Origin of the sequence: Providencia sp. PROV182 (assembly GCF_028480325.1) — a bacterium.
Classification (GTDB): domain Bacteria; phylum Pseudomonadota; class Gammaproteobacteria; order Enterobacterales; family Enterobacteriaceae; genus Providencia; species Providencia hangzhouensis.
In genome coordinates, this window is record NZ_JAMPOL010000005.1 from 136906 (window position 1) to 160018 (window position 23113).

The 23113-nt window shown below is 40.1% G+C and carries 19 protein-coding genes; 9 read left to right on the top strand and 10 right to left on the bottom strand.

Going from position 1 to position 23113, the window contains the following annotated elements; genetic code table 11:
- Positions 1-1944 (top strand): macrolide ABC transporter ATP-binding protein/permease MacB, encoded by a 1944-nt coding sequence (gene macB / locus PR834_RS05435; RefSeq protein ID WP_272536497.1) that lies wholly within the window; start codon positions 1-3, stop codon positions 1942-1944.
- 63 nt (positions 1945-2007) lie between these two features.
- Here the strand turns inward: macB and PR834_RS05440 are convergent, their stop codons facing one another.
- From PR834_RS05440 to PR834_RS05450, 3 genes are all read right to left on the bottom strand, one after another.
- Positions 2008-3072, bottom strand: a complete 1065-nt coding sequence (locus tag PR834_RS05440) for a mannonate dehydratase (protein ID WP_004256393.1) — start codon at positions 3070-3072, stop codon at positions 2008-2010.
- A 29-nt stretch (positions 3073-3101) separates the two neighbouring features.
- Positions 3102-4364, bottom strand: coding sequence for an MFS transporter (locus tag PR834_RS05445; RefSeq protein WP_094960665.1), 1263 nt, complete (start codon positions 4362-4364; stop codon positions 3102-3104).
- A gap of 67 nt (positions 4365-4431) precedes the next feature.
- The gene (locus PR834_RS05450) at positions 4432-5115 is read right to left on the bottom strand and encodes an RraA family protein (RefSeq protein WP_094960666.1); all 684 of its coding nucleotides are present in this window, start codon (positions 5113-5115) and stop codon (positions 4432-4434) included.
- Between the two features lie 201 nt (positions 5116-5316).
- On the opposite strand from PR834_RS05450, the gene PR834_RS05455 reads away from it, so the two are divergent.
- The 5 genes from PR834_RS05455 (at position 5317) to PR834_RS05475 (ending at position 10587) form a co-directional block, all read left to right on the top strand.
- Positions 5317-6012: a FadR/GntR family transcriptional regulator gene (locus PR834_RS05455; RefSeq protein ID WP_036957917.1), complete on the top strand. Its 696-nt coding sequence runs from the start codon at positions 5317-5319 to the stop codon at positions 6010-6012.
- A gap of 436 nt (positions 6013-6448) precedes the next feature.
- The gene (locus PR834_RS05460) at positions 6449-7795 is read left to right on the top strand and encodes a purine-cytosine permease family protein (protein WP_004256368.1); all 1347 of its coding nucleotides are present in this window, start codon (positions 6449-6451) and stop codon (positions 7793-7795) included.
- Positions 7796-7805: 10 nt separating this feature from the next.
- Complete coding sequence (locus PR834_RS05465; protein ID WP_004256366.1) at positions 7806-8639, top strand: nitrilase-related carbon-nitrogen hydrolase; 834 nt, start codon at positions 7806-7808, stop codon at positions 8637-8639.
- Complete coding sequence (locus PR834_RS05470) at positions 8636-9388, top strand: IclR family transcriptional regulator (protein ID WP_004256362.1); 753 nt, start codon at positions 8636-8638, stop codon at positions 9386-9388. Before PR834_RS05465 ends, PR834_RS05470 begins: the two co-directional genes overlap by 4 nt.
- 251 nt (positions 9389-9639) lie before the next feature.
- A complete protein-coding gene (locus PR834_RS05475; protein WP_110591393.1) occupies positions 9640-10587 on the top strand; it encodes a DUF1177 domain-containing protein in 948 nt (315 codons plus the stop codon).
- Between the two features lie 77 nt (positions 10588-10664).
- Here the strand turns inward: PR834_RS05475 and cspD are convergent, their stop codons facing one another.
- Positions 10665-10910 (bottom strand): cold shock domain-containing protein CspD, encoded by a 246-nt coding sequence (gene cspD / locus PR834_RS05480; RefSeq protein ID WP_110591394.1) that lies wholly within the window; start codon positions 10908-10910, stop codon positions 10665-10667.
- Positions 10911-11303: 393 nt separating this feature from the next.
- Here cspD and clpS point away from each other — a divergent pair, with 393 nt between their 5' ends.
- Both clpS and clpA read left to right on the top strand, forming a co-directional pair.
- A complete protein-coding gene (gene clpS, locus PR834_RS05485) occupies positions 11304-11624 on the top strand; it encodes an ATP-dependent Clp protease adapter ClpS (RefSeq protein ID WP_004256357.1) in 321 nt (106 codons plus the stop codon).
- Positions 11625-11655: 31 nt separating this feature from the next.
- Positions 11656-13938: an ATP-dependent Clp protease ATP-binding subunit ClpA gene (gene clpA / locus PR834_RS05490; protein ID WP_004256354.1), complete on the top strand. Its 2283-nt coding sequence runs from the start codon at positions 11656-11658 to the stop codon at positions 13936-13938.
- 60 nt (positions 13939-13998) lie between these two features.
- Here clpA and infA read toward each other — a convergent pair whose 3' ends face one another.
- From infA to trxB, 6 genes are all read right to left on the bottom strand, one after another.
- Positions 13999-14217, bottom strand: a complete 219-nt coding sequence (infA, locus tag PR834_RS05495) for a translation initiation factor IF-1 (protein ID WP_004244560.1) — start codon at positions 14215-14217, stop codon at positions 13999-14001.
- 141 nt (positions 14218-14358) lie between these two features.
- Complete coding sequence (aat, locus tag PR834_RS05500) at positions 14359-15060, bottom strand: leucyl/phenylalanyl-tRNA--protein transferase (protein WP_272536498.1); 702 nt, start codon at positions 15058-15060, stop codon at positions 14359-14361.
- Positions 15061-15067: 7 nt separating this feature from the next.
- Positions 15068-16810, bottom strand: a complete 1743-nt coding sequence (gene cydC / locus PR834_RS05505; protein WP_172767346.1) for a heme ABC transporter ATP-binding protein/permease CydC — start codon at positions 16808-16810, stop codon at positions 15068-15070.
- A 2-nt stretch (positions 16811-16812) separates the two neighbouring features.
- Positions 16813-18579 carry a heme ABC transporter permease/ATP-binding protein CydD gene (cydD, locus tag PR834_RS05510; RefSeq protein WP_196724531.1) on the bottom strand — a complete coding sequence of 589 codons (1767 nt, stop codon included), beginning with the start codon at positions 18577-18579 and terminating at the stop codon, positions 16813-16815.
- Positions 18580-18992: 413 nt separating this feature from the next.
- Positions 18993-20672: a DUF7057 domain-containing protein gene (locus PR834_RS05515; protein WP_272536499.1), complete on the bottom strand. Its 1680-nt coding sequence runs from the start codon at positions 20670-20672 to the stop codon at positions 18993-18995.
- 182 nt (positions 20673-20854) lie between these two features.
- Positions 20855-21814: a thioredoxin-disulfide reductase gene (gene trxB, locus PR834_RS05520; protein WP_004256339.1), complete on the bottom strand. Its 960-nt coding sequence runs from the start codon at positions 21812-21814 to the stop codon at positions 20855-20857.
- Positions 21815-22349: 535 nt separating this feature from the next.
- On the opposite strand from trxB, the gene lrp reads away from it, so the two are divergent.
- Positions 22350-22844 carry a leucine-responsive transcriptional regulator Lrp gene (gene lrp / locus PR834_RS05525; RefSeq protein WP_004256338.1) on the top strand — a complete coding sequence of 165 codons (495 nt, stop codon included), beginning with the start codon at positions 22350-22352 and terminating at the stop codon, positions 22842-22844.
- The last annotated feature ends 269 nt before the right edge of the window (positions 22845-23113 follow it).

Here is a 23113-nt window from a genome sequence, read left to right on the forward strand (position 1 = left end):
ATGTCTGCATTAATTGATCTTCAAGGGATCACTCGCCGCTACGGGGAAGGCGAAAACCAAGTTACGGTCTTAAAAAATGTTTCACTGCAAATTAATGCAGGTGAGATGGTGGCGATTATTGGTGCTTCTGGTTCAGGTAAATCCACGCTCATGAATATTATTGGGTGCTTAGATAAACCAACTGAAGGGAATTATTGCATTGATGGTCAAAGCGTTGCAACGTTAGATAACTACCAATTGGCAGAACTGCGCCGAGAGCATTTTGGCTTTATTTTTCAACGTTACCATTTACTGAGTCATTTAAGTGCGGAACAAAATGTTGAGGTGCCTGCGGTGTATGCAGGGGCGGGTAAAAACCAACGTCGTGAGCGAGCAGCCCAGCTATTACAGCGTCTAGGGTTAGGGGAGCGAGTTGATTATCGCCCAAGTCAGTTGTCTGGTGGGCAACAACAGCGCGTGAGTATTGCTCGCGCTCTTATGAATGGTGGGCAGATAATTCTCGCGGATGAGCCAACAGGAGCACTGGATAGCCATTCGGGGGAAGAGGTCATGAATATTTTAAAAGACCTCTGTGCCCAAGGGCATACCGTAATTATTGTCACGCATGACCCTGAAATTGCTCAACAAGCGGAACGTATTATCGAAATTAAAGATGGCGAGATTTTGAATGACTCGGGTAGCAAAGCCACGAAACGAACAAATTCACTACCAAAAGCTCCCCCACGAAAATTCTCTTTAGTTCAGGCGTATGGGCGGTTTAGTGAGGCCTTATTAATGGCTTGGCGTGCCATGGTCGTTAATAAGATGCGTACATTGCTGACTATGCTTGGGATTATCATTGGCATTGCGTCGGTGGTATCAATAATGGTGATCGGTGATGCCGCTCAAGGCATGGTCCTTAATGATATAAAATCAATCGGGACGAATACCATTTCAATTTATCCAGGGGAAGACTTTGGGTACGATGATGCAAAAAATCGTCAGTCCTTAAGAGCCTCAGATATTGATGCATTAGCAAAACAGCCTTATGTGTACGCGATTTCTGGCGAGCTCAACCACTCAACACGCTTAAGAAAAGGGAATGTTGACGCTTCGGCACAGCTCACCGGTGTTGGTCGGGATTATTTTAATGTTTATGCCTCTAAATTTTCAGAAGGTATGAGTTTCACGCAAGATATGGTGGATAAGCGCGCACAAGTGGTGGTTATTGATGCCAATACTAAGCGCCGCTTTTTCCCTAAACAAGAAAATGTTATTGGCGAAACTTTGCTCATTGGTAATATGCCTGTAACAGTTATCGGTGTGCTTGAAGAGAAAAAATCGACTTTTGGTTCGAGTAAGTCGCTATCGGTTTGGTTACCGGATACTACGGTGAATAGTAAAATTCTGAACCGTCCATACTATGAGAGCTTTGTTGTTAGGGTGAAAGACGGTTACGATGCGAAAACGGTAGAACAGCAACTGACCCGCTTACTCACGTTGCGCCATGGTAAAAAGGATATTTTCACCTATAACCTTGACACTTTTGTAAAAACAGCGGAAAAAACCACCCAGACTATGCAATTGTTTCTAACATTAGTCGCGGTTATTTCGCTGGTGGTTGGTGGTATTGGTGTGATGAATATTATGCTGGTTTCTGTTACCGAAAGGACGCGAGAAATTGGTATTCGCATGGCGGTAGGGGCTAGGACTAGCGATGTGATGCAGCAATTTCTTATCGAAGCCGTACTAGTCTGTTTAATGGGCGGGTTGATGGGGATTGGCCTATCGTATGGGATTAGTTTATTGGCTCAAATGGCACTACCAGGCTGGACTTTTTCTTTTGACCCGGTGGCATTAGTCAGTGCCTTTGTTTGTTCAACAGCCATTGGCATTATTTTTGGCTTTTTACCTGCTCGAAATGCAGCTCGCTTGAACCCAATTGATGCGTTGGCGAGGGAATAAATTGTTCGTATAAAGCTCTCCATGCACATTTATCAAAATAGTGCATGGAGCATTATTTATATATTATTTCAGTACTTTAAGTAATGCTTGCATATATCCCATCGCATAAGCCATACCTGCGTGCCATGGCGCATCACATGACATTTGTGGCGTATGGTCAGGGATTAATACACCTGTATAATTATTTTCTTTTAATATTGTTAATACCTTCAACATATCAATATCGCCCTCATCAATGAAGGTTTCATGATAGTGTGGCACTTTACCTTTAACGTTCCTAAAATGGACGTATGCCATCGCATCTTGACTTGCATATTGTTGTACTGCTTCGTAAACGTTGCCCTCAGACATTTCGGCAATGGTTCCAAGACAAAACTCTAGCGCATTTGATTTACTTGGTTTTATATCTAGTAATTTTTGATATAAGTGAGGTTGATTGACGAGCCTTGGTTGACCTCTGACAAACTCTAGTGGAGGATCGTCTGGATGAGCAGCTAGGCGAACGCCTGCTTCTTCAGCGACAGGGATAATATGGTTTAAGAACCAGGTTAACCTTTCCCAGAGTTGCTCTGTTGTTGTTTCAGGACGATAACCAGCACTATGGTTATTGATTTTCATATTCCATGCCATATTATCCGGCATTGGCTCTAGAATGTCTTCGTTGATGCCAGATAAACCAACAGTTTGAGCACCTCCTCGTGCTTTGTTTTCGATAACTCGCCCTGCGACTCCTGCCAGACTGAAATTATATCCAAAGACAGGAATACCTGCTTTCCCTACATTTCTAATAATGTTTTTGACGACTTCAAGCTGTTCTAATTTTTTAGGACCGTCAAACAAAATGTCATCCCAGTGGCAAGGGTCGAAATTTTCAATTGCATAAAATGTTAAGCCAAACTCTTGCATCCGGTCACGGATTTTTATTAGTTCATCTACTGTCCAGACATCACCAACAGCCGTTCCCCAGCCATCATTATCGCCAATTGGCTGGTCGCTACGTGAAAATCGTTCATTACTGTTAAAGTAGTCGACCATATGAACAACGATATGAGTTGCTCCACATTGTTTTGCAAAAGCATAATGTTCATCATTAAGCATATGTCGATATAAACCAAATCCTAGTTTCATAATTATTAACCTTTTAATTTGAAAATTTCTTAGTTAGTGAGATTTAGTGGTTTTACATATAATGCGACACTGATTGCGCCAACAATACCGATTCCACCTGCCACAAAAAATGCGATGCTATACATTCCAGACCATTCAATGATATAGCCTGTAATAATAGGGCCTAAAATTCCGGCAACATTTGCCATTGCGTGTACAAATCCACCAACTGCACCAATATTATTTTTTGCAACGGTATCTTGTAGGATTGCCCAATAGGTTGTAGCAGATAAATATAAGAAAAATATTCCGAATGCCATGAGTGCTACGGCACTTTCAACACGAGTAACATTACCGACAAGAAAGACAAGGATTGCCGATATTCCTAGACAACTAACCAACACGATTTTTCTGGAGAATAATGGTTTATTTGTTTTCTTTAAAACAAAGTCACAAAGTATTCCCCCTAAAGCCATTCCAATAGCACCTAATAGCCAAGGTATAATACTTACTATACTCATATCTTTTATACTGAGATTTTGAACATTAGATAAGTAACTTGGAAACCATGATAAAAAGAAAAATAAAATATAATTCAAACTGAAGAATGCAAGAGTTGTTGCTAATATAGTCGGACTCTTTATATAAAAAGATAATGGTTTAGATATAGTATTTGTGGTTTTTGATTCTACATTATTATCGTCAGATAAAATATATTCTAATTCTTCTTTTGATATTTTTTTATGTTGTTCCGGTTTATCTTTAGCTATTTTTAACCACCCAATTAGCCATATAAAGCCTATTGCAGCAAGTATAAAAAATGCAACACGCCAACCAGTTGTAATTATTAATATTCCCATTATAGGGCCAGCAATCGCTCCACCTATTGGATTACCAGCAGTTGCTATACCTATAGCAGTAGCAACTTCTTTTTTAGGGAACCAGTTATTAACCATTTTATTGAGTGTTGCTGCAAAGGGGCCTTCAGCTGCACCAAATAAAGTTCGGATAATAAGCATAGAGATAAAACCAACAGTTACCCCGATCATGCCGCAAAAGATAGACCAAAGAGCCATACTTACGGCAAAAACCTTTTTGGGACCATATTTATCTGATGCGTATCCGCCAATGAAATTAAATAAAGCATATCCAATAGAAAAACTACTGAAAAGTATACCCATTTCACTTGGTGTTAAGTTTAAATCTTTAGAAAAAACAGGAGCTGCAATAGCAAATGCAGAGCGATCCATATAGTTTATCATTCCTCCAAGAGAAATAAATAAAACTAAATTCCATCTTATTTTTTTAAACATAAATCACCTTTGATATAATGATATGTTTATTATTAAATTTAATAAGACATATCTATTTTTATGTTTATCACATGACGCCAAATTTATTATATGCTTCTACAGCACCCATTCCATTTGCTATTTCTTTTTGTACTTTATTCTCCATTTTTTGTTTTTCAAATGCATGTTCAATAACGTAAGACTCTACATTTTTAGGAATAATTAATACGCCTTCTTCATCGGCAACAATTAAATCACCTGGTTCAATTAAAATATTATTGATTTTGATTGGAACTCGATAATCTAATACTTTACCTCTTATTTTTTGATCTTGAGCATAACTACCTAATGAAAATACAGGGAAATCAAGTTCTAGTATTTCTCTCTTATCTCTTGAATAGCCATAAATAATAGCGCCCGCAGCGTTAAGTTTTTTAGCTCTTGTCGACATTAATCCACCCCACAGGGCGTAATTATGCGAAGAACCGGAAGCGATATAAACTTCACCTTCCTTTAAGCTATCTAGTGCTTCAAACATAATACCGAAATCTTTATTTCCTAGTGGCCCATTAGATGTAACGTCAGGCGGTAACATGTAATCAGCTTCTAGTACAGGCATTGCTCGACCTACAATCTTCATATCCTCAGATAAAGGTTTGAGTATAGGAGGTAAGAACTGATGGTGTAATCCTATTTCATCTAAAATATCCCCTAGAAGAGCTACGGGTAATTCCTTTTTAATCTTGTCAAACAAATCATTATCTTTATTCATTTCATATTCCTATGTATATAAGGTCTTAATCTTACTGTTTGGCTGTAAACCTGTCATACAGGCTAACAGTCTAGCCTTAATATTAAAAGAGGGTTAATATAGGTTTTGTGATACGACTCTAGTTTTATTATTGTTTTAATCACAGGAAGATTATTTTTTTGATTTTAAATCAAATGGATATTGCTAATTTTGGGGGTTAGATTGCATCCTTTAATTGAAAAACAAACACTTTCAGAACAAGTTAGAAGCTATGTTCTATCTTTAATATCTCAATCAAACCTAAATCCAGGTGATGAAATACCGAGTGAAAAAGAGATTATTGAACGTTTAGGGGTGAGCAGGGGGGTAGTTAGAGAGGCTTTTCAAAGCCTTTCTATATTAGGTATTTTAGATATTAGTAGTGGCAAAAAACCTAAAATACAAAAAATTAACTCAAACCCGTTAGAAACTATTTTTAACCATGCCATTGTGACTCAGCAGGTTAATTATCAGCAAATCTTAGGCCTTCGACGTGCGATTGAAGTTGATTCTGCAGTGTTGGCTGCAATGCATGGAAATAAAAATGATTATATCAAGTTAAGAAAAATTGCAGATAAAATGAGGAAGTCCTTGTTGAGTTCTAATGATTGGGATTTGTTCATCGAAAGTGATATTGATTTTCACTTAACATTAGCTGAAATGTCACAAAATCCGTTATATGCATTGATGCTAAAAGCATTAAGAGGCGCATTAGGTGGTTCTATTTCAGCTGGTTTATTAAACCAAAACAACCATGATGAACATAAAAAGATCATTGATATTCATTTTGATATTTTAGAGTCAATTGAAAAACAAGACTTTGTGGCAACTGGGTTAAAGATGGATACTCACTTTAAGTTAACCATGGATAGTTTTTAGATCAGCCACCCATAATAATTTTTCTTAGTGAGATTTTTGAGTGGCGAAGGATAAGCTAAATTCCTTCGCTCTACTTTCTGTGTAACTCAGTTTTAAGGTCAATTATCAATATGTGAATCATCTGCTTGTAAATAATTTGATTTAGGGATAGTCCCATTTTTCGGAACCAAGTTCCTCAATTAAATTCTGCTAATTAAATGCGTTATTTTTAACTCCTTCATTTCCCGATAATATTTTTTTCAGTCTGTATATTCCCTCGTTTCTTAAAATATTTCATAATAAAAAACTGTCTGAAAAGATAAATTCTACTTGCGAATTGGTATCGATCATGGATATGATTTGCCTTGTAGAATAAATGAAACCTAGTTCCATATAATGGAACTTATAATAAAGCCAGTAAAAAACTAAGCAAAGACAACCACACAGCAGGTGCGATATGGCGAATAAAGCAGGTGAAGATTATTCTTTGGCTCGGGTACCCCAAAGTGCTCGTAGGCCGTTCTATGAAGTGTTAATTCTACGAATTGGCGCACTAGCTTGTGTTTCACAAGTTATGTTAGGTGCGGCTCTTGGGTATGGGTTAACTTTTTGGCAGGCGTTTTGGGCAACGATGCTTGGATCTGTAATTTTACAGGTTGTCAGCTGGGGGCTTGGAGCGGCTGCGTGCCGCGAAGGAATGTCAATCAGCCTACTGTCTCGGTGGGCGGGTTTTGGTAAGTTAGGCTCAGCACTCATTGGTGGCGCAATTGCTATCTCCTTAATGGGCTGGTTTGGCGTCCAAAATGGTTTCTTTGCGGATGGAATGTATAAAGCGACTAATGTGCTAACACCAGGGACTTGGTCACTTATTACAGGTATTGCGGTGACGGTTATAACAGTATATGGGTATCGATTTTTATCTATTACTGCCAATATCTCAACGCCGCTATTTTTATTCGCGTTAGGCTGGGCGACATATAATTTATTATCAGGTCAAGATATTGGTACGCTTATTAATGACACTGAACCCGCCGGGCCATTAATGACTATGCCTGCGGCCATCACAATGGTTGCTGGTGGTTTTATTATTGCAGCAGTGACAACACCCGATATCAGCCGTTTCATGAAAGGGCCTAAAGATGTGTTTTGGATGACGCTTATCGGCACATTTTTTGGTGAGTTACTGGTCAATATGATAGCGGTACTAATGGCGCTGTCATTACGTACAAGCCAAGTATTTGATTTAATGATGGCGCTGACAGGCCTATTAGGTGCATCGATTGTTATCTTCTCAACAATAAAAATGAATGATATCAATTTGTATTCATCATCGTTAGGTTTTTCAACACTGTTAAATGCCATATTTAATAAGCGTTTTGACCGTCGTTATTTAACGTGGGTGATTGGTATCTTTGGCACAATCGCTTCAATGTTAGGGATATTAGATAACTTTATCGGTTTCTTAATTTACTTAGGAATCGCCATTCCTCCTGTCGCAGGGATTATGGTTGTTGACTATTACTTGTTAAAACGTGATCGGAAAGAACTAGATATCACTCGAGAGCAAGGCATATTACCACCGAGCTGTGAAGCATATAACCCAGTAACACTCGTGGTGTGGGTGATCGCAGTACTGGTTGGCTGGGGGACATCAGAGTTAGGTCCGCTGCATGCAGACTACGGTATCCCAGCGCTTAACTCTTTGATTACTGGTGCAGTTGCTTATTGGATAGGCATGCGCTGGCAGGCGAAAGCGAGAGGTGTTGAAACGGTACACTTTCGCAAAGTCTCTCATTTAGATTAAGGATTAAACAATGTCAGGTACAAAAGTTAAAGTTGCTCTGGCTCAGTTTGATTCAGAACTTGGCAATAAAACCAATAATTTACAACGCATGGCACAGTTGTGCCAACAAGCCGCAGATTCAGGGGCAAAACTGATTTGTTTCCCTGAGCTGGCGACAACGGGTTATCGTGGTGACTTACTGACCACTAAGTTGTGGGATTTAAGCGATTCCATCGGAAGTGAAACTTATACGCTATTTAGCGAACTTGCTACTCGTTTAAATATCACTATTGTTAGCGGTTTTGTTGAGCGCGGTGAATATTTAGGCGATATCTATAACTCTGTCGGTGTTTGGAACCCGGGGTGTGAGGGTATTAGTGGTGTTTTTCGTAAAGTTCATGCTTTCGGCATAGAAAAACAATGGTTTGGACGAGGTGATAGTTTCCCTGTGTTTGAAACGCCGATCGGTAAAATCGGTATCATGATTTGCTATGACATGGGTTTTCCAGAAGTCGCACGAATTTTAACATTACAAGGCGCGGAATTGTTATTAGCCCCTTCAGCTTGGTGTGTTCAAGACCGAGATGTGTGGGATATTAATAGCGCTTGTCGAGCACTAGAAAATGGAACTCACTTACTTGCAGTGAACCGTTGGGGTCATGAAGAAGATCTGCATTTATTTGGTGGTAGCAAGGTTTTAGGTCCTCGCGGCCAAGTACTTTGTGAAGCGAGCTGTGAGGGCGAAGAGCTATTAATCGGTGAGGTTGATTTTTTAAACCAAGCCCATACACGTTTAAAAGTGCCTTATCTGAGAGACAGAAAGCCACAAAGCTACAGTGTATTAACCCAAGGTTTAGGGTCATGAGTATTTTATCTAGCGTGGTTGATGTTTACCAATTGTTCTTACGTTCAGGTAATGAACTGACGGTGACAACGTTGGTTAATGAATTAGGTATGCCAAAAAGCTCGGCCTCCCGTCTTTTAAAGCAAATGGCTGAACTCGGATTGCTGGAAAAGAAAAACAATGCACCGATATATCGACCTGGTTTGCTGATTATGGAATTAGCTCATCGGGCTAGGGGGATGAACCCGCTAATCGATATGATGCTTGAAGCACTTGATGAACTTGCGAAAGATAGCGGGTTTACCAGTTATGTGTCAGCACTTGATGATGATATGGTTCGTGTTGTTCATGCACGCTTTGGTAATAGCATGCTGCAAGTGATCACTCAACCGGGTACCCGCTTACCCATACTGGGAACGTCAACGGGGCGTGCACTATTAGCAAGGTTACCGCTAAATGAGCGGTCAAAAATTATCGACCGTGAGCCAAAAGAAGAACGGGGTAAATTAGTTGAGCGTTTGGACTTAGTGGCAGATCGTGGCTGGGAATTTTCGATGGATGAATCCGTTGCCGGAGTCGCTTCCATATCCAGCACGGTGTTCGACCCTGCACAAAATACGTTATATGCCTTGTGTTTAAGTTTGCCTGCTGCACAAATGAATGATGAGGTTATGGTGCAGTTATCTAAGAGCCTTTGTCATAAAGCCGCTTATCTTGGGTGTATGGTGGGTGACCCGTATTGGTTGCAAAAAAGCATGAATAAGTCATGAGCTTATTTCATGTTATAAAAGCAAAAAGTAGTAAGTAGTTGAAGTAAGTAGTTGAAGTAAATAGTAAATTATAAATATTTAATATTGTTAGCATTTTAAGTGCGTGAATACGCCTTCATCAGGAAAAATGGAACCTCTATTACGTGAGATTCCATCTAGAGTGAAATGAGATTAACTCGCTATTCTATGCGAGTTAATCTCAAAGTAGCTCTTTACTCTCATAAAAAATAATTAAAATTAAAGGAAGTACAATGAGTCTAAAACAAACTCTTTGCGTATATGATCTAATCGATTGCGCTAGTGTTAAAGGTGAAGACATTGTTGCATTGTTCCAAGATTTCCCACACATTGAAGTCATGTCTAAAACGGTTAAGGATCACAAAGGACAAAGTGACTTTGTTCGCATTCTTATTCCAGGAACACAAGGTAAATCACAGCATAAAGATGCGCCAACACTGGGAATCATCGGGCGTTTAGGTGGAATTGGTGCTAGGCCTTCTCGAATAGGTGTTGTGTCTGATGCAGATGGTGCGATTGCCGCACTTGCAGCAGCGCTTAAACTGGCACAAATGCATGAAAAGGGTGACCAGTTACTCGGTGATGTCGTGGTCACGACCCATATTTGCCCAAATGCACCAACACGTCCGCATACACCTGTTGATTTTATGGACTCGCCCCTTGAAGATGCCACGATGAATCAACATGAGGCGATCCCTGAAGCGGATGCTATTTTGTCCGTAGATACCACGAAGGGAAATCGTTTACTCAATCATAAAGGGTATGCACTGTCTCCAACAGTAAAAAATGGTTATATTTTACCTGTGTCAGAGGATTTAATTCGTTTGATGGAATGGAGTAGTGGCCAAAAAGCGGTGACATTTCCATTATCAATTCAAGACATCACGCCATATGGTAATGGTCTACATCATATCAACAGTATATTACAACCTGCGGTATCAACATCTGCACCAGTGGTTGGTGTCGCTATTTGCTCAGAAACGGTAGTACCAGGTTGCTCTACAGGGGCCAGCCATGAGGTTGATATTGCGGCTACTGTAAAATTTATGATAGAAGTGGCTAAAGCATTCACAGGAAAACAATGTGTGTTTTATGATGTTGAACAATATGATTTATTGACGTCATTGTATGGTGATATGTCACACCTGCAAACAGCAGGTAATAATGCAGCAAAAAAATGATTAATTTATAAATAGTCACAGTTAATTATTAGCGTTGTCAGTGTTATTAAAATAATTAACTGTGCTCTATTGGTGAGCTATAAATTCGATTCTGTTGTGTTGTCTGGAATATCCTCATTTTCAATAGGAACAATGAGGTCTGCATGATTACCTTTTGGGCCAATAGTCACACTAAATTGAACTTTCTGGCCTGCTTTTAGTGTCCTGTAACCGTCCATTTGGATACAGGAATAATGAGCAAAAATATCTTCTCCGCCATCAGCCGGGCAAATAAAACCAAAGCCTTTTGCGTTATTGAACCACTTAACGATACCCGTCTCCATATTTTATCCTTCAAATTTACCAGTATTTGCATTTAGAACGATGTATAAAAAACACATACAAAATAAGTATAAATACGATGTTATTTGTTCGTAAAATATACTGTAATAAATTACCTTCTAAGGTCAAGAGGTACGGTTCAGGAATTGCTGGAAAGTGTTAAGAATTCGCTAATCAATAGCGCTCATTTTCTATAATATTTGATATGGCTCACAGATTGCTAACCATGGAAGCAAAGGTGATTCCCATGATACACTGTCGCTTGATGCAATATAGACAAAAAACAGCATAGTAACTAAATGGTATAGTTTTGTGATGTTATCAATATGATTGATAGAAATCGTTGATAATAAAGACTATGCTTAAATTGAAGTTAAACACTGAGCAAGAAAGTAATGAGTGATTTTCTGGGCACATTTAAAACTGACGTCATTTTTAAAGATGAAATAGAACAAACCTTACAGCCACCATCGATGTATAAGGTGCTATTAAATAATGACGATTACACCCCGATGGATTTTGTTGTCGAAGTGTTACAAAAATACTTTTCTTTTGATGAAGAACGCGCTACACAGATAATGTTAGATGTCCATATTCAAGGAAAGGGAGTTTGTGGAATTTTTACTGCAGAGGTTGCTGAAACGAAAGCGGCGCAAGTCAATACTTTTGCTCGTGAACATGAGTACCCTTTGCTTTGCACTATAGAGAAAGTCTAATTTGGCTTAATATCAATTTTGGGAGGTGCTTATGCTCAATCAAGAACTGGAGCTTAGTTTAAACGTAGCTTTTACGAAAGCGAAAGACAGTCGCCATGAGTTTATGACTGTAGAGCACCTATTGCTAGCGTTACTGAGTAATATCTCTGCTCGCGAAGCTTTAGATGCTTGTAAGGTTGATCTTGTTGCATTACGTCAAGAACTTGAACACTTCATCGCGCAAACTACACCTTTGTTACCCGAAAATGATAGCAGAGACACCCAGCCTACGCTGAGTTTTCAGCGTGTATTACAGCGCGCTGTTTTTCATGTGCAATCATCTGGGCGTAACGAAGTCAGCGGTGCAAACGTATTGGTCGCGATTTTTAGTGAGCAAGAGTCCCAAGCTGCGTACTTATTACGCAAGCATGATGTAAGCCGTTTAGATGTAGTTAATTATATTTCTCATGGCACGATAAAAGGCGAAGAGTCGTCATCAGAACAAGATATCTCCTCTAATAGTGTGCAAAACGAAGAGCAGCCGGTCCCAGAAGACCATATGGACAACTTTACGACCAACTTGAACCAGCAGGCCAAGAAAGGGAATATCGACCCTCTGGTTGGACGTCAGGCTGAATTAGAGCGTACGATTCAAGTATTGTGCCGCCGTCGTAAAAATAATCCACTATTAGTCGGTGAGTCAGGTGTCGGTAAAACCGCGATTGCTGAAGGGCTAGCATGGCGTATTGAGCAAGATGATGTACCTGACGTAATGAAAGGCTGCACAATTTTTTCACTAGATATTGGTTCATTATTGGCTGGAACCAAATACCGTGGTGACTTTGAGAAACGTTTCAAAGCATTATTAAAAATGCTGGAAAAAGATCCGAAGAGCATTTTATTTATTGATGAAATTCACACTATCATCGGTGCAGGAGCCGCGTCTGGTGGGCAAGTTGACGCAGCGAACTTAATTAAACCGTTGCTATCAAGTGGTCGAATTCGTGTTATTGGTTCAACAACATACCAAGAATTTGGCAGTATTTTTGAGAAAGATAGAGCGTTGGCTCGTCGTTTCCAGAAAATTGATATTGTAGAACCAACTCCCGAAGAAACAATTCGTATCATCAATGGGTTGAAGCCTAAGTATGAAGCTCATCATGATGTTCGTTATACCGCAAAAGCGATCCAAGCGGCGGTGGATTTATCCATTAAATATATCACCGACAGGCATTTGCCAGATAAAGCCATTGACGTGATTGATGAGGCCGGGGCGCGAACGCGACTGGTTGCACCAAGTAAGCGTAAAAAAACCATTGGTGTGCCTGAAATTGAAACAGTTGTGGCGCGTATCGCCCGTATTCCTGAAAAAACGGTTTCCTCAAGCGATAAAGATAAACTCAAGACACTCGACTCTCGTTTGAAAATGTTAGTGTTTGGACAAGACAAAGCGATAGATTCATTGTCTGAGGCAATCAAAATGAATCGGGCAGGTTTAGGGTTAGAAAATAAACCTGTGGGTTCTTTCTTATTTGCCGGTCCAACAGGGGTGGGTAAAACCGAAGTGACTGTCCAGTTAGCGAAAGCGTTGGATATCAAATTGCTGCGATTTGATATGTCTGAATATATGGAGCGTCACACGGTTAGCCGCTTAATTGGTGCGCCTCCTGGCTATGTCGGCTTTGACCAAGGTGGTTTACTGACCGATGCGGTTATCAAACATCCGCATTCAGTGGTGCTGTTAGATGAAATCGAAAAAGCGCATCCAGATGTGTTTAATATTCTTTTACAGGTAATGGACCACGGAACGTTAACAGACAATAACGGTCGTAAGGCGGATTTCCGTAATGTTGTTGTGGTAATGACAACCAACGCTGGGGTGCAAGAAACTCAGCGTCGTTCTATTGGTTTTGCTGAGCAAGATAATAGCACTGATGCGATGTCTGAAATCAAAAAGGCGTTCTCACCAGAATTTCGCAACCGCCTTGATGGTATCATTTGGTTTAACTCATTAACTCCAGAAATTATTACGCAAGTCGTTGATAAGTTTATTGTGGAATTACAAGTTCAGCTTGATGAAAAGGGTGTATCAATTGAAGTTAGCGCCGCGGCTCGCCGCTGGTTGTGTGAAAAAGGTTATGATAAAGCGATGGGTGCCCGACCTATGGCTCGCACCATTCAGGATAACCTGAAAAAACCATTAGCAAACGAGTTGTTATTTGGTTCACTAACCAATGGTGGCTCTGTAAGTATCGGGCTTGATGAAAAAAGTAACACACTGACATACAGCTTCAGTAGCGTGCACAAGGCCTCTCCGGAGGATGCGGTATTCTGACGAATAGACCACAGGTGTATCAATGCACCTGTGGTTGTCAGGCCTTGCCTGAAGAGAATATCAACGGCTACGGAAAATGATTCGGCCTTTGCTCAGGTCATAAGGTGTTAACTCTACAGTTACCTTGTCGCCTGTCAGGATGCGGATATAGTTTTTACGCATTTTTCCAGAAATATGAGCAGTCACCACGTGACCGTTTTCCAGTTCAACACGGAACATTGTGTTTGGCAGGGTATCTAAAACTGTGCCCTGCATTTCAATATTGTCTTCTTTGGCCATCTAATCCTCTAAGTTTAATAACCGTGATTTTTAACGGGCAAGATAATGCCCAAAAACCCGCACTAAGTAAAGAAGTGTCGCATTTTAACGCGATCTTTATTTTTAAGTGAAGGAATAAAATTACTGTAAAACCAAAATTCATTAATCGAAAATTGGCGGTATTTCAATCGATTGCGGTATCCAGCAGGCGGGGTCAATCGCTTTGTCACGCCACCGATAAAGAATATGTAAAAAATCCCTACGGGATATCTCTTTTGCGCCCATTGAGGCGGTATGGTGGTTAAGTACCTGACAATCAAAAAGTTGCCCATTATAGCGCAAAAAATGAAAATAGAATGTAATAAAAGCAAATTTGGATGCATCATTCATTTTACTGAACATAGATTCCCCACAAAATAGGTGCCCCATGTTCACGCCATACAGGCCTCCAACGAGTTTATCGCCATACCAAGCTTCAATGGAATGCGCCATACCTGCTTGGTGTAGCGCTAAATACCCTGCTTGAACTTCGGGTAAAATCCATGTGCCTTCTTGGCGTACAGAACAAGCTTCAATAACTTGCTTGAATGCATGGTTAACAGTAATGCGATAAGTCTGCTTTTTTAAAACTTTTTTCATTGACCGGCTAATATGGAGTTCACCAACCATGAGTACTGCTCTAGGGTCCGGAGACCACCATAAAGGCATCTCTCCAGGATTAAACCAAGGAAAGATACCATCATAATAGGCAGCTTGCAGCCTTTTTGATGAAAGATCTCCGCCAATCGCTAATAAGCCATTGGGCTCCCGCATGGCTTCAGACACGGGAGGGAATAAATAGGAGTCATCATCTAATTGGTACATATACGCCTCAGAGCGGTTGTTGTGCCCAGTGGCGCTGACGGAACTGATAATACTGACCTTGCATACCTAACAGCGCTTGATGGGTACCTTGTTCGATGATTTTACCATTATCCATCACACAGATGTTATCCATTTCCTCTAAGCCCTGCATACGGTGAGTAATGACAATTAACGTCTTATCGGCACATTTTTCTTTTAACAGTGCTAAAATTTGCTGTTCAGTTTGTGCATCAAGCCCTTCCGTTGGTTCATCCATTAGAATTAATGGTGTGTTATGTAATAAAGCACGGGCAATACCTAAGCGGCGTTGTTCCCCTCCAGAAAGTTGTCGGCCGCCTTCACCCATCCACGCATTAAGCTTTAATTCGTTTTCTAATAAATTGTCTAGACCAACTTGCTGCAATACTTCGCTTAATTCGATATCCGTCGCTTGTTCATTGGCGAGTAATAGATTATTGCGCAATGTATCACTAAAGACATGAACCCGTTGTGGTACTACAGACATCATATTACGTAACGATTTTTCGCTAAATTCGTTAATAGGCGTACCATTTAAGTAGATGGTTCCGCTATCAACATCCCAAGCACGGGTTAATAACTGCAGAAGAGTGGATTTACCACAACCTGTTTTACCTAATAAAGCAAGGTGTTGGCCTTTATTTAATGTTAAAGACACATTTTGAAGAACGGCAAATGGCTGTTCTGGATAGGTAAATGAAATATTATCGACAGTCAGGTTTTCCAATGTTGCGATTGAAGGGCTTTCACTTGGGAAAGTTACCTCTGGTTTTGCGGTCATTAATTGGGAAACGCGAGTAGCAGATGCAATCACTTGACCCATATGTTGGAAGGCAACAGCAACAGGGCCTAATGCTTCGAAAGCCGCTAGCGCACAGAATACAAATAAAGCAATCAGTGCTCCCGGTTTTGTATCGCCCCCTACATGGTCGGCAGCCATCCAAAGAAGCAGTGTTGCTGTAACACCAGAGGCAAATAAAATAATGGCTTGAGATAATCCAGTGAGTGCCGCTTGCTGTTGTTGACGCACTTGCCACTTATTTTCGATATTAAGCAAGTTTTGGCGAAAACGTTCAGTGGCGCCAAATAATGTTAACTCAGCTTGCCCTTGCAGTGCGGAGGTTAAAATAGTGCGATAACTTCCACGTAATTCGGTTAGCTCACGGCCAATGGGTTTTCCTGCACGATAAAATATAAATGGCATTGTAAATAGCAAGAACAGCATGATGCCACCCAGTGTCCAAGCAAGACGAGGGTCGAGATAACTTAAACCAAAAATAAGGACAAAGGTAACAAAAAATGCAGTAATGATCGGCGATAAAACACGTAAATAGAGGTGATCTAGGGTCTCTACGTCAGCGACCAGACGATTGAGTAACTCCCCTTGACGAAAACGACTGATACCACCCGGTGAAAGGGGCAATACTTTACTAAAAGCAAAAACCCGTAAATGAGCAAGTACTTTAAAAGTAGCATCGTGGCTAACTAGGCGTTCTCCATAGCGGCCAGCGGTACGAAAAATAGCGGCACCACGGACACCCGCAGCGGGTAACATGTAATTAAAATAGTAAAGACCCGGAAAACCAGCAATGGCGGTTCCGGCTAAAAACCAACCAGAAAGGGTAAGTAAGCCAATACTTGCCAGTAAGGTCACAATCGCCAAGATAATGCCTAATGTAATTAAAAACCAATGGCGGCGGTAAAGGGCTAAGAAAGGTAATAAAATTTTCATTATCAAAGCTCCTCACTGCGATGGGCAAGTAACTGGGCAAAAGCGCCTTCTGACTTGCTTAACTGTGTGTAATTACCTTGTTGAATGATTTGCCCGTTAGCCATTACCCAAATTTGGTCATAATCAAGGGTTTCTTCCAGTAAATGGGTGACTAAAAGGGTCGTTTGCTGACTTGATAGCTGGTTAAGTATTTGCATAACACGTTGTTCGCTGTGGGAGTCTAAGCTCGCAGCAGGCTCATCTAGAAGGAGCATACGAGAGGGTTTCAACAGGGTTCGTGCAACGGCAACTCGCTGAGCTTGCCCGACCGAAAGGCGAGCGGCATAGTCACCCAGCTTGGTATTTAGGCCATCAGGCAAATGGGCTAAGAATTCGGAAACATATGCATTATCAATCGCCTGTTGAATTTCCGCTTCTGTAGCATTTGGCTTGCCTAAACAGATGTTTTCAACCAGTGTTTGCTCTGGAAGGTGAGGGTTTTGCCCAACCCAACCGAGTAATTCACGCCATTTATCAGGGCATAATTCACGAAGTTCAACACCATTTATGGTGATGGAACCGCGATAAGGCAAAAAGCCTAACAATAAATTCAGTAATGAGCTTTTTCCCGCACCACTTTGACCAACAATTGCAATACGTTGTTGTGGCTCAATATTGAAATCTAATGGCCCAGCAAGGCGCACTCCATCATGGGATAAAATTTCTAATTGTTTAGCCTGAATATAGATAGCCTCATCACTCAGTGTTTGGGTTCCTTGTTGAGCTTTTTGTTCGCCATCACTGTTTAATAGCGTTTCGAGTGTTTCAGCGGCACCAACAGCTTGCGCTTTGGCGTGGTAGTATGTGCCAAGGTCACGTAATGGTTGGAAAAACTCTGGCGAAAGTATCAGGGCAAGAAAACCTGCAAATAGCGTGACAGGTAAACCATAGCTACCGAAGTTCATTTCGCCCAAGTAGGAAAAACCAAAATAGACAGCAACAACAGCAATAGAAATCGACGCAAAAAATTCAAGAACGCCAGAAGACAGAAATGCCATCCTCAATACTTCCATCGTTCTGGAACGAAAATCTTCTGTTGATTCACGAATTTGCTTAATCTCTGCTTTTTCACGAAAAAATAACCGTAAGGTATCAAGGCCCCGTAATCTATCGAGAAAACTCCCGCTTAAACGACCTAAGGCAATAAAGTTACGACGGTTAGCATCCGCAGCGCCTAATCCGACTAATGCCATAAAGATAGGAATCAGCGGGGCAGTGACGAATAAAATAAGTGCTGCAGCCCAGTTAAAGGGGAAAATAGCAATCAGGATCATAATGGGGATGATCCCAGCTAAATACATTTGAGGAAGATAGCGCGAATAGTAGTCTTGCATATCTTCAATTTGTTCAAGAATAATTGTAGCCCAGCTACCCGCTGGCTTACCTTTAACCCACACAGGGCCGAGTTCTTGAAGTTTATCGAGTACCATGGTACGTATTTCTTGGCGCACCACTTGGCCACAACGAAAGCCAACGCGTTCTCGTACATAAGTGACAATTGCGCGTAAGATAAAAACGCAAAGCAGAAGAACAAAAGGGGTTAATAACTGTTCTCGAGGAACGTTATCCATAATCAATGCTTGTAAGATAACAGCTAAGAACCAAGCTTGAGCAATAATCAGTAATCCACTCAAAATGCCTAGTAACATAGAGATCCGCAACCAGCGCTTGGCAGGGGCACTGTATTGTTTTAACCAACGTACCAATTCAGTCTGTCTTGATTTATCCATAATGATTTAGTTAGCAGGTGTAGTTTTAATGTCATTGAGTATAGTTAGGAAACATCACCCTAACGTTGTTTTTACCATGCGTGATATTGCAGTTGACCTGTTTTAAACCGCATGAGAACGATAAATTTTGATCTGGTAACGCAATTGGTGATTATAAGAAAATCTGCGTTTTTGATCTTACCCACAAATTCGAGTATTAGAGTACATCATAACAGCTTCACCGCGATATGTTACCTAATAAAAGTGGGTTATTTAAAGTGAGTTGTGCTTTGTTATTAAATTGTTTTATAAAGGTAAATTTAATATTTCAGTAAATTTTTAGATGTAATGATATTGGGATATTACTGTATTTCTACGTAATAAAAAGGTGGCTTAACAAAGAAATGTTAAGCCATCGGCATTTTTCACTACAATTAGAATGTGGGGTCTATCATTAACCATTCTTTGGGTTTTAATTCATAGTTTCCTTTTAATAAATTATCCCAAGCCTGATCTTTTTCTTTCATGGTATTAAATGAGCGAGTTTGCGTATCCATTAACTCCCAGGTTTGTTCCGTTTGTTGCCATATATTGCAATCAATACTAGAACTACTTGGATAGGAATAGCACATAACCACATCATCTTGATTGTTTTGGTTAACATCGGCCATAAAGCCCACACACGGGTATGGGTCGTATTGTGAGGTACAATACCAAGCACTGCTAAGGTTTTCCCCGAGGTCGAACCAACTCTCCGGTATTGCAGGGCTATTTTGAGCTTGAATTAATACTGATTTTAGCGATCTGCGCTGTTCTTCTTCATAAGGGCTGGTTTGGAATAGTTTTTGATATTCAGGGTTATTATTGAGTTTTTCAAAAGCTTGTTGCCCTTTCTCACCTAATTGTTTTAAGTCATAAGCAAGCGAGCTATTGACTTTGATTTTGCCATTTTCAATCCCCGCAAGAATACTGTTCAGTGTGATGCGTTTAAAATCAGCAATAGGGCTGTTAATGACCAATATAATGGCAATTAGAGCCAGAATTCCCGCTTTATTGATAGGGCCTAAATAGGACATCCAAGCTGATTTTTTATAGATAATTGCGATGCTATAAGCAAAAACCAATACAAATAGGAATAGGGCAATAGTAAAGGCGTATAGGCGCTCAACACTCCAACTATACTGGTTAACTCGTACCAAAATGCCATAGAGAGAAAGCACTGAAAATGCATTAAGTAAAATAATGCTAATTAAGACAAAACCGTTGAGGCCCGCACGGAATTGATATTGAGTTGTGCCATCGCCATACACGAAATTGATAAAAATAAGGTTTAAAATTAAAAACCATAGCATCACTGCGGAGCCTAAGCCTGCAGAGGTCAAACCTGAAAAGTAGGAAACAACGAAACCGCCTAAGAAAATAACAGCAACAATATTCAAGAGCGGTAAAAAAAAACGCGCAATAAAGCTAACAAAATTACTGAGTTGTACATTCAGTGCTGTGCGTAAAAAAGCTAAACTCACGTTGAACCCAAGGGCAAAGCTCACCCAATAGATAACGTCGTTATCAAGAGCTTCACTCAAAAAAGTCAGGTTAACAATGCCAAATAAAAAACTGGCTATTTTTACGATTAATGTTAGCAACCCACCGATTATAGAAGCGAGAATACCCAGAAAGGTATTTTTAATATATAGCCCCATTAAGCAACCGTAATCAATTTTCCATGTTCTTGTGGTTTGCCACGATTGCATCCAAGGAAGTATAAAAAAGAGTAAGACGGTGAGGGTGATAAAGGCGAAGAATGGGTCTGTATCTGAAGGATTTAGAAAGTCTTGGGCATGCCAGTAATTGAGCCAGAAAATTAACCCAATAATGACCGCAATGTTGAGATAAAAAATAGCGGATTTTGCATTGGTAATTAGGTAACTGATTGCTGAAGGAACAAAAATGGCGAGCAAAATAGGCAGATATAGGGTGGTGGCGCTTAGTTGGCTTTCTAGGCGGATAGAGTAATCAGTGGTGGCTGTGATGACGATGCCTTGAATCACGGCAAGTATGACAATAATAAAATAAGAATAACCGCGAATGGCATCACGTTCTAATTGTTGCCCCATACCTACACCTTATATTAATTAATGTTATGTAAAAACAGTATAGGCAGTATTAAAAAAGTACAATATAAACTTGGTCTTAAAAATATATGCAAAACCAATAGTTAGGATGGGGAGTATAGGTAATAAAAAAGGCTTCAATTGAGGAAAAATTGAAGCCTATCTAAATTACAATCACTTATTGATTATTTTGATGCTAAGCCATCAAGATAACGTTCTGCATCTAAGGCTGCCATACAACCTGTGCCCGCAGAGGTAATTGCTTGGCGGTATATATGGTCCATGACATCACCAGCCGCGAACACACCTTCAACAGAAGTTTGAGTTGCATTGCCTTGGGTGCCAGATTGCACTTTAATATAACCGTTGTCTAAATCTAATTGGCCTTCAAAAATAGCTGTATTTGGGCTGTGGCCGATGGCAATAAATGCCCCCATAACAGGGATATCTTCTGTTGCATGTGTTTTAGTACATTCTAAGCGCACACCCGTCACGCCCATATCATCACCTAATACTTCATTCAATGTGCGGTCGGTATGCAGAATAATATTACCGTTCTCAACTTTATCCATTAAACGATTAATCAGGATTTTTTCTGCACGGAAACTATCACGACGATGAATTAAATGAACTTCTGAAGCAATATTAGAAAGGTACAATGCTTCTTCTACCGCAGTGTTTCCGCCACCAACGACAGCGACTTTTTGGTTACGATAGAAGAAACCGTCACAGGTTGCACAAGCTGAAACGCCACGGCCTTTGAACGCTTCTTCTGAAGGTAGGCCGATATAACGAGCGGAAGCCCCTGTTGCAATAATTAATGCATCACAGGTATATTCATTTTCATCGCCAATTAAACGGAAAGGACGTTGTTTTAAGTCCACTTTTTGGATATGGTCAGATATGATTTCGGTATCAAATTTTGACGCGTGCTCATGCATGCGTTCCATAAGCCCTGGACCGGTTAAACCTTCTGGGTCACCAGGCCAGTTTTCAACTTCAGTTGTGGTGGTCAATTGACCGCCTTTTTCCACCCCAGTAATCAATGCTGGGTTTAAGTTTGCACGTGCAGCATAGACAGCCGCAGTATAGCCCGCAGGGCCAGAACCAAGAATGATTAACTTGCGATGTGTTGTTGTGCTCATGAATTCCTCTTTAATCTAAAAAGCATTTATCAGATTGTAGGAGAAATAAGAGGTTAACAAAAGTGGTTTAAGTGCGACTTAGTTTCATTTGGCTTATTTCATCAATAGGTAATACCGACAAAATGTAAAAAAATATGACAAAAAGTTGCTTGTGTCACGCATCACAATTTTTAGGAATTATCTTGAATTAAGGCTGCGAAACGTTTTACTGGAAAAAAAAGCGAAATCTTGTACTGATTTTTATTCATTTGCTTTGACAATCGGCTGCGCATTTGCGAAAACATCAGTGTAAGAGTTAATTATCTAGCTGATCAATGGAAATGGCGCATTTTTGTTCTTGCTGGAAAATTAACTTTACACTACTTACAAATTTAAAATACAAGTAAACATTGTGGGTGATAATTACATTCACACTAACTTCAGCATTATGAATAAAATTTGCTCCTGAACACGAATTCCTAAATAAAAAAGGTGGTGGCTAAGGTGCTTATTTTTAGATGTAGAAAATAACAATTAGAGAAAGAGAGATAAAGAGATGATTGACAATAAAAAGCGTCCTGGCAAAGACCTTGACCGTATCGACAGGAATATATTAAACGAACTACAAAAAGACGGGCGAATTTCTAACGTAGAGTTATCTAAACGAGTTGGTTTATCTCCAACACCTTGTTTAGAGCGTGTACGTCGCCTTGAGAGACAAGGATTTATCTCTGGCTATACTGCGTTATTAAATCCACACTACTTAGATGCATCATTGCTCGTGTTTGTTGAAATCACACTTAACCGTGGTGCTGCGGATGTATTTGAGCAATTCAATACAGCAGTTCAAAAACTGGAAGAAATTCAGGAATGCCACTTGGTTTCTGGTGACTTTGACTACCTGTTGAAAACGCGTGTGCCAGATATGTCCGCATATCGTAAACTGTTAGGTGAAACTCTGTTACGTTTACCAGGCGTAAACGACACTCGCACCTATGTAGTTATGGAAGAAGTTAAACAAAGCAACCGCTTAGTGATCAAAACTCGCTAATTAGTGCTTTTTAACCTCGCTTCAGCACAGCATTTCAGCTTTGTTGCCGCACTGCAGTTTCAACGCTGAGTTTACTCAGCGTTGTTCCGTTTTTCTCGCCTCATTTGTTGCTTTATAAAAACGTAATATTTTGCTGTTTCACAGCTTCAACTGGCTGCTATCCATGCCTTTCTACCTTGTTTTACGTAAATTACTTAGCAACTGATAAGTTTTATTTCCAATTTATTGATTCTAAAGCTATAAATATTTAGGATTTTTGACGAGAAATA